This window comes from Telluribacter humicola (assembly GCF_017355935.1).
In the GTDB taxonomy this organism is placed as follows: Bacteria; Bacteroidota; Bacteroidia; order Cytophagales; family Spirosomataceae; genus Telluribacter; species Telluribacter humicola.
Map to the genome: position 1 here is coordinate 699,789 of NZ_JAFIQT010000002.1, position 12,612 is coordinate 712,400.

Below are 12,612 nucleotides of genomic sequence, written 5' to 3' on the forward strand. Positions count from 1 at the left end.
AGTTGTTCTTTAATAAGCTGAGGAAAGTTGTTTGACATTCATTTGGTATTGCATAGAGTTAGTTATTCATGGTTATGATGCTGGGGGTACTATGGCACTTCCCCCCGGTATCTATTATTTGGGGAGTTGTTCCTGGATGATGAAATTGTTTGCTGGTAATGTGTTGCCGGGATGATTTTTTATGATGTTCTGATATATAAATTCTAGGTCGTTCGTATTACCCTGGTAGATGACCTCCCCGTTGAGGTTGATGTCCTCCATGAGGTAGCCGGATTGTTTGTAATACGGGGCATTGAGGAGGTTACCGGCGGCACCCATGATGCGGCGGCTGACCGCTTCTGTCTCATTGCCGGTACCTTGGTACACTACTTTGTCGTATTGCTGCGCGTTACCAGCCCACAGAGCTCTACCCTGTACGACCACCGCCTGCGACTGGTGGATCGGGTCAGAGGCTACTTTGACGTAGGTAGCCGTAGCGGGAGTACGGAAGTCTATGATTGTATTGGTCGGGGTAAGTGGCAGTGCCGAAGCCGTCATGGCACCCAGGTGGTTGCGATGACGAACCGCTATGTAGTAGGTAGTTCCGCTAGGGGCTGTTACTTCCAGGGGCGATATGCCGTCCAGACCTACCACATCCCCATCGCGCTGCAGGAGGGCCGACTGGCTCTGTACTACCTGAGTCGGATCGGCTGCGTTGCGGAGTTCTACAAATACCCAGTCAACAATGGCGTCGCGTCCGGTTGTAGTTAGTACTGCCGCATCAAGTGCCGAAGCCGGTAGGGTAGCATTCCAGGTGCTGTATGGTGTCGTCGTCGGAAGTACTCCTTGTACGCGCAGGTCGTCACGCATGAGCGAGTCTACCGTTGTGTTAGCCGGGGAATCTGAGTAAGTCACACCGTAAAGGGCGCCCTGCAGGTACACGCGGGGCTGGTATTTTAACGCTCCTTCGATCGTGACTGCTACCAGTGCCGTATCACACACTACTCCGTTCGCCAAATCACAGATGGTATATATGAAGGTATCTTTTCCAGACTGGGTAGTACCGGCGGTATAGGTTACCTGACCCGTGGTGGAGTTGATGGTGACAGTACCTTTGGTGGGCTGTGTTGAAATAGTGATGGTGACCAGAGCCGGGTCTATGGGGGTCACCTTGTTCAGGGTATCATTAGCCAGGATAGGGTAGGTAATGGTGCCACCGAGAGTCACTGTACCCAGGTTATCATAGGTAGCTGCAATTGATGAGCCGTACAGATCTACCTTGGTAGGTACTTCCTCTTTGGGATCCTCATCATTGTTCGGGTCAGGATCAGTACCATCCGTTGACTTATCAGTGGTTTTGCCTCCCAAAGGACCGGTACCCTCGGCAGTGGCTATATTATACAGGGTAGCCGTGCCACCGGGTGTAATCACGAAGCTTACAAATACCGAGTCAACTGCTCCTACGGCCAGGGTCTGATTCGACGCCAGAATATTGGAGGTAGAGGTACCATCCCAGCTACCGTTGGCAAACAAGCTCCCTTCAATAGCGGTGTAGCTGGTTGGAGATACCGTACTGAACTGAGTAGCTATATCGTCAAATATTTTCAGGTCCTTAAGCTCTACGTTACCATAGTTCTGGAGGATGAAGCGTAGCGTGATCTCCTTGGTGGTAGGGGTCTTGTCGACTACACTGACTACACTCTTGGCTATACCGATCTTAGGATTCTCAAAGAGGGTAATCTTGGTAGGGGTATTGTTGTCGGAGGTTTTTCCATTCGCATCCGGATCTACGTTGGTGCCGTCCTCTGAGTAGTCGATAACATAGGTACCTCCGGGGCTTTGGGCTGTACCCACGGCTGAGTTCTCAAACGGACCACCCACTGCTCCGGGGGTAAGCGTTACGGTAAGCTGGATCAGCGCAAATTCATTCACCTGCAGGGTGCCGGTTCCGTTCAGTAGCTCAGGGGCTGCACTGGTACCATTATAGGTCGGGTTGGTAGCTAGTGTAGTGCTGGCGGGCTGTTGTGTAATGCTGTATGAATTTACGGTAAAGGACGAGGCGGCTGCAAATGTCTCGCTAAGGTTATCGACAATCTGAACATTATGAAGCGGTACGTTGCCGGCGTTCTCTACCCTTATCTCATACGTAAAGGTGTAGGTGTTGTTATTGTTATTGTTATTAACCGGCGTACCTACTACCCGCTTGGCCAGACCTACCTGCGGAGATTCGGTGAATGTTACCGGCGTATCTTCGTTGTTATTGGTAGGATTTTCATCGTCGTCAGGATCTGTATCTGTGCCGGTCTGTGACTTATCGGTAACCGTAGTTCCTCCCGGCGATACGCCCGTTCCGGTAGCTGTGTTGTAGTACACACCCAGCTTGCTGCCCGGTGTTACCTGTACGGTCAGTGTAATAGTACCGGTGGCGCCGGAGGCCAGCGAACTACCTCCAGCCAGGAGTGAAGTGTTGGATGAACCATTATACGAGTTGTTTGTAACCAGCCCTGAGGTAGCCGACAGATTGGTAACCGCAAAGGTAGTAGCACCGCTAAAGGTATTGGACAGATCGTCTGTTACCTGGATGCTATTCAGAGGTACATTCCCCATGTTCTGTACCTTGATGGTATAGGTCAGGGAGTAGGTACCATTCTGGTTATTAACTGTGCTGGCTACTTCTTTGGCTACCCCAATCTTAGGAGCTTCGGTAAACGTAACCGGAGTAGGATCATCGTTATCACCGGGGCCGTCATTTTCGGGGTCAACGTCCGTACCATCGGTTGAGGTGTCATTGACCGGCGTGTTGAATTGGCTGGTGGCGGTAGCAACCCCCAGGTTATTGTAAGGACCTAGGTTCGAGCCCGGTGAAACCCGGATGGTCAGTTGCACGGTTTGCAGTTCACCTACGGCCAGGGTATTGGTACCCAACAGCAGGTTGGTGTTGGTAGTGCCGTTGTAGGCATTGTTGACGGCCAGGTTGTCGCTGCTGATGCTGCTTACTACTACCGGATTACCACCAAATGTGGTAGAGAGGTTGTCGGTAATCTGTACATCTTTCAGCCCTACATCTCCGGTGTTCTTAACTGTAAACAGGTAGGTAAAGGTATAGCTGCCGTCGTTGTTGCTTACCGGAGTGCTCACTACCTGCTTCGCCAGACCTATACCCGGCTTCTCGGGGAAGGTAACGGGTGTATCTTCGTCGTTGTCCTTGGGATCATCGTTAGTATTGGGATCCGGATCGGTACCATCCTGCGACTTGTCGGTAGTAGAAGTATTACCGGGACCTTTTGCCGTAGCTATAGAGGTATTTTTGAAAGGTCCAAGGCCAACAGGGGCTACCGTCAGGTTCAGCGTGATGGTCTTGATCTCGTTGACCTGCAGCTCATCTGTTCCGGCCAGCAGGTTCAGGTTGCTGGTACCATTGTAGCCAGGGTTAACACTTAATCCGGAGCTGGACGTTATGCTTTTAACGGTCATGGCCGTTGTGTTGAAGGCAGCTGCCAGATCGTCCGTAACCTGTACTTCTTTCAGGGGCACATTACCCATGTTACGCACGGTGAAGGTAAAGGACAGATCATAGCTGCCGTTTCCGTTGCTGATCGGACCTGTGGTCAGTGCCTTTGCGATTCCTATAAGCGGCGTTTCGGCAAAGGTTACGGGGGTGTCATCGTCATTATCGGTAGGGGTATCGTTCTTGTTCGGATCGGGATCGGTACCATTCTGTGACTTGTCGGTGGTAGTTACGGTGCCGGAGTCCTTACCGGAGCCTACGGCGCTGTTAGTATAAGTACCTAGTTTCGCGCCAGGTACTACCGTAACCGTAAACTCTACTATTCCCATTTCACCCACCACCAGACTCTGTGAGGCGCCTAGCATGTTCTTGTCTGCGTTGCCGTTGAAGCCAGGATTAACGGTGAATCTCGCGCTGGTAATGTTATTGACAGTAAAAGAGGTAGCACCCGCGAAAGTAGCCGTCAGGTCTTCGACTATCTGTACATTCGAAAGATTAGTCGTGCCCATATTCTTCACTCTGATCTGGTAGGTCATCGTGTAAGAGCCATTCTTGTTGTTGACAGGGGCACTGCTGATGGTCTTGGCTATTCCGACACATACATTCTCGACAATGAAGGTCTGTACAGTAGTACATCCGGCATTATCCGTGATGGTAACGGCATACTTACCGGGGGCCAGGCCGCTGATATCTTCGGTAGTGGCTCCGTTGGTCCAGGCGTAGGTATAGGGAGCCGTACCACCCGTTACAGTAATGTTGACCGATCCCTGATTGGGTACGTTGCAGGAGGTATTGGCAGCTACCCCCGTAAGCGTCAGAGCCGCGGGCTCTGTAATGGTAATCGAGGTGGTAGCGGTACATCCGTTGGCATCAGTTACGGTTACGCTATAAGTACCTGCATCCAGATTACTCAGGTCCTGAGTAGTGGTTCCGTTGGACCATTTGTAGGTATAAGGGGCGGTACCACCTGTTACAGTCAGGTCTATACTTCCGTTATCGGCTCCGTTACAGGTAGAATTAGTAGCGGTTCTTGTCAGGTTGAGAGCAGCAGCAGGCTGACTGACGGTGATACTTGTGGTAGTAGTAGCATTGACATTATCCTTAATCGTTACCGAGTAGGTACCGGCAGGGATGTTGGTCAGGTCCTGGGTAGTGGCTCCGTTGGACCAGGTGTAGGTATAGGGGGCAGTACCACCTATTACTTCCAGGTCAATTGTTCCGGTACTGCTGCCGTTGCAAAGTACGTCAGTCTTAGTGATGGAGCTAACTTTCAAAGCAGCCCCGATGGTATTGACCGTAAACCTCATCTCTTTGGTACAGCCCGCCGCGTCAGTGACAATTACGGTGTAGGTACCACCTACCAGTCCGGTCAGGTCTTTGGTAGTAGTCCCGTTGGACCACAGATAGGTATAGTTAGGAGTACCTCCGCTTACGCTGATGGTGATAGTACCATTAGCTGAGTTGGGGGAGGTCTCATTGGTAACATTACCCGAAACAGTAATAGCGGTGGCCGGCTGGGTAATGGTAGCGTTACCCGTGACGGTACATCCGTTTTTGTCGGTTACCGTTACGGTATAGGTGCCGGGAGCCAGACCCCCCGGATCCTGTACGGAGGCGCCGTTGGACCATACATAGGTATAGGGGGCAATACCACCGGTAATAGTGAGATCAATGGATCCGTTACTTACGCCAAAACAGGAAGCATTCTTCGGAGTAAAGGCTAACTGCAGGGTATTCACTACGACATTTACGCATTGCTCAGCACTCTCACCGCACTCGTTGACCGATGTTACACATACGTTGTAAGAGCCGGGGGCTACGCTGCTCCAGTTGACGGTTAATTCGTTGGTATTGGCTCCGCTAACGACCACGGCGCCGGTAGGCAGCTTCCAGGTATAGCTGATGGCATCCTGAACGGCCGGAACCGTCAGCGTACTGGGGCCGGAGGTACATACATACAGGGCAAAATCAACCGTAATGGTTACGGTAGCGGTTGCACACTTGGATGGGGTAGGGCAGCCATCGTCACATACCTGATAGGTAAATTCATCTGTACCGGTAAAGCCGGGACTAGGGGTATAGGTAATGGTGTTGTCTGAATTGACTACTGCAGTACCATACTTGGCCTTGACGGCAATAGTAGGTATCTGCAGGATACCATCGGCGTCGCTGTCGTTAGCCAGTACTGATATCACTACGGGGCGTTCGGTGGTAGTAGTGGCGACGTCATTCTGAGCTACCGGGGCATCATTGGTCTGCGAGTACAGTACCGTTACCGTGGCGTCAGAGGTATAGCTGGCTGCATCCGTAACACGGTATACAAAGGTTACTGACTCGTTTTCGGCTATGGTACCCGGAGTAAACCGGATGGTATTGTCGGCATTGACCGTTACGGTAGCTTTACCTGCGGTAGGAGGCGTTACGATAGAAACACTGTATGAGCCGGTGTGGGCAGAGAGGAAGCCCACTACGTCGGGATCGGTGTCGTTGGCCAGTACATTGATGTCAGTAGCTCCCTGTAAACAAGCCTTATCGCTGTTGGCCACTGGAGGTTCCTCCACATTAAATTCCACTGTACTGTTTAGGGTAGGTACAGAAGCCCCCAGGTTATCAACGGCGCCCTCTACTCTGGCGGTGTTAGTGGCGGGGTCAACGTTACCGATGACCTTAAAAGTAACTGTAATGTTGCGGGTACTACCGGCGTTCAGCGTGCCGAGGTTGTTCCAGGTAATGGTACCTCCTGAAATATTATTAGGTGTTACTGATGCACTTACATACTGCAGATTAGTGGTCGTGTAAATATCCTTTAGTGGAAGGGTCGTAATATTCGACTGGCCGGTATTGGCAATAGCAATGTTATAAGTCACATTGGTACCCACTGTGATGGGGCCGGAGGCTGGTGAGCTACGGGTCTTGGTCACCGATACAGAAGGCGCTACTACTGTATAGTTCTTGGTAGAAGTATGCGTAACGGTTCCTTCGGTACCTTCCCGGGCAGTACCCAGGAGGGTATAAGTACCTGCAACGGATGGCGTCCAGGTGTACTCATATATACGGGTACATCCAACCGTAGCCACCGAAGTAGGCGTTACGGTGGTGCTGCCACCACCCGATTGACTGATCTGCAGGCTCATGCCCGTGATGTCATTGACGCCGAAGGGATCGCTGACTACGGAGCGGATGTATACGGTACTGCCTACTGATGGCTGGCTTACTATCGAACCTCCCGAAGCATAGGCAGCACTATAGGCATCCATGCTGTTGATATTGATGTAGGTACTGGTGGGTAGTACGAGTTGAGAGGCTTTGGTGGTCGCGTCGTAGTCGACCGTGATACCTGTTCCCAGAAAGTCATTGGAAAGATCCAGCATGATGCTTTCTCCGGCCGGAATGGTGACCGGGCTGGTCAGAGTACCAGTCAGGGTTATCAAACCGGTAGTTGCATTCCAGCTAGCAACACTCCGCGTGAAGAAGGTAGTACTACCGTGTCGGAGAGTGGCGATAAATGGAAGCGTGTTAGTGGTGGCAACCGTACCAGTCGTTATTCTGGCATAGGCCGTAACGGTTATTGTCTGATTGGCCGGAATGGTAAAACTGCTGCACAGAGCAGGTGTCAGGGTAAAGCTGGCATCGGTGGATATCCCTTTTACGGCTACACCGATGTGCGCCCAGGACTGGCTTTGTCCACCACTCAGCGTCCAGGTCATACCGGATGTACCCGCTGTCGCCGTTTTGTAACTGGATACCGCACCAATGCTGTTGGTACTGGCGTTAAAGATGGACGTCTGACCGGCCCCGATGGTGTTGTTTTTGGCTCGGGTTCCCACAACGTCTACTACAATATCCCCAAGTGCCGAAGATACGGATACTGAGGCTGGAGTGGTAGTGCCCGTAGCTGTTGTTACTGTTCCAAAGGGAGCCGAGATATCCACGTTATTAATGAGCGCTACCCCCACTACTGCTTCCAGAAGCTGCCCGCTGGGCCAGTTGATGGTGACTGTACCGGCGCTAGTCACTGGGCTTACCAGGTACCACAGCTCTGACTTGGCATCGGTTCCGGTAGTCAGGTCCCGGAGCTTGGTCAGTCCCACTCCTCCGAACGTCACACTCGATATAGCGTTATTGGCTCCGGGCGTGGAGGCGATCGTTACCAGGAGCAATCGGTTGACTCCGGTGGGAGTAAAGGTGCCGGTACTTGACAAGGTTCCGGCCGAGGTTCCACTGTTAGAAGTATTAAACGTACCGCTGGCCGTTACCTGCGCCGTATTCTTTAACAGCTCAATAGTAGGGGTAGAAGTGGTCGCTGTAGGAACTGTACGGCTGAGTAGGGAGGGGTTTCGGAAATAGAGTTGTTTATTGACCGTCTGGGCAAAGAGGTCAGCTGTGCTCACCAGCAGCAACGCCACCAGGGCTACAAGCTGAATAGTGCCTCGTACTAGTCTGTGCTGCCTTTGCCGGGATATGATAAGCGTAGAAATATTCATCAAATACTGTGCTTTTAACATCGTCAGGAGGGTTGGAAGGGTAGCCCCACTCAGTTTAGTTTTTCATGATATAGCTAGGGGTGGCAGGTGCCTCTCTGGGAGTGGCGGAGTAGCAGGTAGCAGCGCTTACACATCCTACATTATCAGCTGCTACACATATCTGCCCCGGGGTGGTGCTATTCCAGCGTACGGTCAGGCTACCGGTACCTTGGCCGCTAATGATGGTGGCATTGACAGGTACTGTCCAGGTATAGGCCAGGGTGACTGATGCATTGGTCACCGAGTATATGACATCTTCGCCGACACAGGGCTTCGGTTTATTGGCCGTGATAGCCGTTGGTGCCGCCGGTGTACAGTTGCCATCCTGGCAGTCAGTCAATCCATTGCCGTTGTTGTCAATACCATCGTTACAGATTTCGGGCTCCCATATCTGAGTAGAAGCGGTACCGGTACAGCCTCTGGTATCGGTGATAGTTACTGAGTAGGTATTGCGGGTCAGAGCGGTGAGGTCTTCGGTGGTAGCTCCGTTGGACCAGAGGTAGGTATAGCCGGGCGTGCCTCCGGAGGCGGTCAGGTCGGCACTACCGGTGGCGATGGCCGGATCGGGATTGGTGTCGTCGGTTTTAGTAATAGTACCTGTAACGGCCGCAGGCTGCGATACAGTGACCGGAAGTGCAGTAGAACACCCATCCGCATCTTTTACGGTGACGGTGTAAGTACCCGCCAGCAGATTGACGATATCTTTAGTGATGTTGCTGTTGGACCAGGAGTAGGTAAAGGGGGCTTTACCCGTTACCCCCAACGTGATCGAACCATTGTTTGATCCGAAGCAGGTAGCATTGGTGGTAGTAGGGGTAATGGTGGCAGTAGTACGGCTGCCTACGGTGGCGGAGCCATTGATGGTACAACCGACCGCATCAGTGACGAGTACATTATACGTACCGGGCGACAGGCCGCTTATATCTTTGGTAGTAGCACTATTCGACCAGGCGTAGCTGTAAGGAGCGGTTCCGCCGGTAATAGCCAGTTTTATGGAACCATCATTCCCGTTACAGGCTACCTGAGAAGTGGCCGTAGGCGTATTCAGGAAAGGCTTGGTCGGGTCGTAGGTAACGGTGACACTTTTCTTCGGAACGTGGCAGGAGTTAGGCAGGGTTACATCCAGTACGTAGGTGCCTGGCTTACTTACCGTAATCGTTCGCTGGTTAGGATTGGAATCAATCTTGCCATCTACGGTTGACCACGTATAAGTTACGTCAGATCGGTCAATGTCTGTCGATAGGGTAGTGGTCAGGTTATTACAGGATAGTAGCGCGTTACCTACTATGATAGGATCGATGGTAGGCTGTCCCCACTTATAAGGCCCGGCAAAATCTTTGAGCTGAGCCGTGAAGGAAGCGGATGCACGGGATTTTACAATAAAGGTATGCAGGGGGAACAGACAGGGGTCCAGACCCGAAAGGCTGGCGTGGTCCATACCAAACTTGGTGAGGTTGATACCTACTTCAGCCACTGAGAAAGAAATATAGGAGGTCCCCCAGGCGTTGGATTTGGTGCCCTTGGTACCCCAGGGCGGAGCCGCCGGATTCTGACCATCCTTATTTACAATTCCTACCGCATCGGTATTGCCAGGCAGAGGTTCAATGGTAGCGTAGCCAAAAGGCGAGCCGGTGTAGGGGCCGTCGAAGCTGCCGCCCCAGGTGAATGTCTTGGGTGTGATGGAGTTATAAACGGCCCGGCTCACCCATACTCTAACTTCTATATTGGCGTTTTCACCTCCACCTGTCAGCGAAACGTTAAAAATAAAATCTCCTACCTTGGTGATATTACCCTGCGCATCAAACTGAAAGGCTGTATGTCCCAGGTCAGGTCCACCGGAACTGAAGCCGCTACCGGGTGTGTACGATATGCTTTTAGCAAAAAACTCAAAGTCCATGTAGGCGTCTCCACCAGGTTCGGCCCGGTTGATCAGTCCGAAAAACCAAAGGTCATCCTTACCGGTATCAACGTCCCGTACCATGTGCCCTCCGATGTCCAGCAGGTCATTCTTACCCAGTACGTTGGCTGGTCCGGGGCTCCATATGGCCGGATCTTCCCCATTCTTACTGGCCGTAGTGTATGAAGTCTGGTCGATGCCACCGGTACCTCCAAAAAGGTCCCGCGCCCATACGGCATCAATCAGCAACTGTTTCTTAGTACCTGATGCATCCACATAGCTGCTCATGTTGCCATTCATCCGGCGCTCGTAGATAGGGTTAGCGCTGGTTTGCAGCAGGGTAGTTATGGTCGAAGGGGTGGTTTCATTAATGACTCCCCGGCCCGTAGTTCCTTTGAACCAGTCCACGGTACCGGCGGCGGGTGTGCCTGCTCCATACTCTATGATACCGGAGTATACGCCCGCATCCACTCCGAAGTTGGCTCTTACGGCACCATTCTGGAGGATCTGGGCCCGGGACTCCTGCTGAGTGAGCAGCCCGAGGGCTCCCGACAGGATAAAATACAGATAATGATAACGAGTTAAAAAGAGGTAGAATTTCTTCATGTGGGTTTACTTACTGGTCAATCACATCAATAAAATAGAGGGCATAAGCCAGTGCTTATGTATGTATAGGCTATTGAAACAAGGGATGATATGTGGCAAATGAGCGATGGGTGTGGATGGGGGAGTTCCAGAGGGAGCTGCATGCATTGCGTTCCGGAAAACCAGCTGCGAACCTGTGCAAAGGCAGGTAATGGCAGTCAGTCTGGTAAAGGCTGTAGTAGGCCACGGTGTTATATAGTTGTGTGTGTGTGCTGATTAAATTACTGGTTGCAATGGGTACTTGCCTGTACAGGTACACATCCCTTGGGGAGCAATAACTGTACCGAATTTGTTGCTGTATGAGCAGCCAAGGGTGATTCTGCCGAAAAAACAGGCTAAAAGGCTGGAATACAAAAATCTGATACTTGCAGGTAGTGGATATAGAACACGCTCGTCCGATAGTCAGGAAGAAGCGGTATATATTGTACAATACTTATACCAATCTTGCCCGGAGGGGACGGTAAAAGCTTTTTTTTGGCTTATTGGAATGGTTTTTTAGGAGGTATAGCTTCACACTAATCATTCATCCTGACTATGAAATCTTACCTGAATTTACTTCTCCTTGTGCTACTTAGCTTAGGACTAACCAGCTGTGACTTCATCGGCACCATATTCAAGGGCGGTGTCTATGTAGGAGTTATCATGGTCATCCTGGTGATCGTGGCGGTCATCTGGCTTTTTGCAAAATTCATGGGAGGCAAGCGGTAGCCGGTAGTACCGGGGCCTGAAAATAAAAAAGCTCCCTTAGATATAAGGGAGCCAAAATTATAAACGGGTACTACGGTATGGCCTGATAAGGCTATCCGATCGCCTCATTGATATCCGGTAAGGTACCAAAGCGCTGCAGTGTGGCGATGTGCGAGCGTAATGCCTCTCCAAAAGTTTCGTTTTCCATGTAGGTAAGTCCATACTCCTCGGCGGTCTGCTTTACAATCGGTGCTATGGCCGGGTAGTGTACATGGCAGATACGCGGGAAAAGGTGGTGCTCGATCTGGAAGTTAAGGCCGCCTACATACCAGGACAGCCACCGGTTCTGACGCGAAAAGTTAACCGTAGACTGCAGCTGGTGGATAGCCCAGTCGTTTTCGATAATGCCCTGGTCGTTGGCGAGCGGGTGGTGAGTACCCTCCACCGTGTGCGCCAGTTGGAACACCACCGTCAGGATCAGGCCCGCCGCGAAGTGCATCAGCAGAAATCCCGACAGTACTTCCGAAAATGGTATAGAGAAGTACACGACCGGTACGGCCAGCATAACCGACAGATACATTACTTTCAGGGCGATCAGTCTTACCAGTAAAGACAGGTTTTCGGTCCGGGTCTGGGTATTGACTCCAGATCTGATAAAAGATACGTACTGGATAAAGTCCTTTGCTATTACCCAGTAGAGGGTAAGAATGCCATAAAAAAAGAAGGCATAGATCCACTGGAATTTATGAATGGCGCGGGTGGTGGTATGCGGAGACAACCGAACTACCAACCGGTCCTGAATATCTTCATCCATGGGTACTACGTTGGTGTAGGTATGGTGCAGTATGTTGTGCTGCAGTTTCCAGTTCAGGACACCACCTCCCACCAGGTTCAGCGTGTAGCCCATGAGTTGGTTCACCCTGGAGTTAGCCGAGTAAGCGCCGTGGTTGGCATCATGCATCACACTCATACCGATACCGGCTACGCCCAGCCCCATTACCAGCCACAGTACCATACTCAGTGCAAAGGGAGGATTAAAAGCCAGCAGGGCTACAAATGGTAGTACATAAGCGGCTAACAGCACTACCGACTTGAGGATCATGGTGCCGTTGGCGTGTTTGGATTGCCCTGTATCTGCAAAATGCTGATCAACGCGCTTTCGAAGGGTGTTGAAGAATTGATTTTTGTCTTTGCTGACAAACTTTACCTGACCTTTACGTACCATGGAGGGAGGAGCTGTGTTAGTTGTTCATTGATTGTGGGGCAAAATTACAAATAGAATGAACAAACTGCTGAATGATCGAACCTACCTGAAAGCCAATTTCAAATATAACGGTAAAGGCCGGATAAAGTGTATATTGAGGCAAGATCCT

General features: G+C 51.3%; 4 protein-coding genes. 1 reads left to right on the top strand and 3 read right to left on the bottom strand.

Translation table 11 applies throughout. The features are described 5' to 3' along the window. Positions 1–114: 114 nt before the first annotated feature. Positions 115–7,971: an Ig-like domain-containing protein gene (locus JUB14_RS13980; RefSeq protein ID WP_207506917.1), complete on the bottom strand. Its 7,857-nt coding sequence runs from the start codon at positions 7,969–7,971 to the stop codon at positions 115–117. 55 nt (positions 7,972–8,026) lie between these two features. Next, a complete protein-coding gene (locus JUB14_RS13985) occupies positions 8,027–10,513 on the bottom strand; it encodes a PKD-like domain-containing protein (protein ID WP_207506918.1) in 2,487 nt (828 codons plus the stop codon). Between the two features lie 603 nt (positions 10,514–11,116). Between JUB14_RS13985 and JUB14_RS13990 the strand changes: the two genes are divergently transcribed. After that, positions 11,117–11,260, top strand: coding sequence for a hypothetical protein (locus tag JUB14_RS13990; protein ID WP_207507211.1), 144 nt, complete (start codon positions 11,117–11,119; stop codon positions 11,258–11,260). Between the two features lie 91 nt (positions 11,261–11,351). Here the strand turns inward: JUB14_RS13990 and JUB14_RS13995 are convergent, their stop codons facing one another. After that, positions 11,352–12,464, bottom strand: a complete 1,113-nt coding sequence (locus JUB14_RS13995; RefSeq protein ID WP_207506919.1) for a fatty acid desaturase family protein — start codon at positions 12,462–12,464, stop codon at positions 11,352–11,354. Positions 12,465–12,612: the final 148 nt, after the last annotated feature.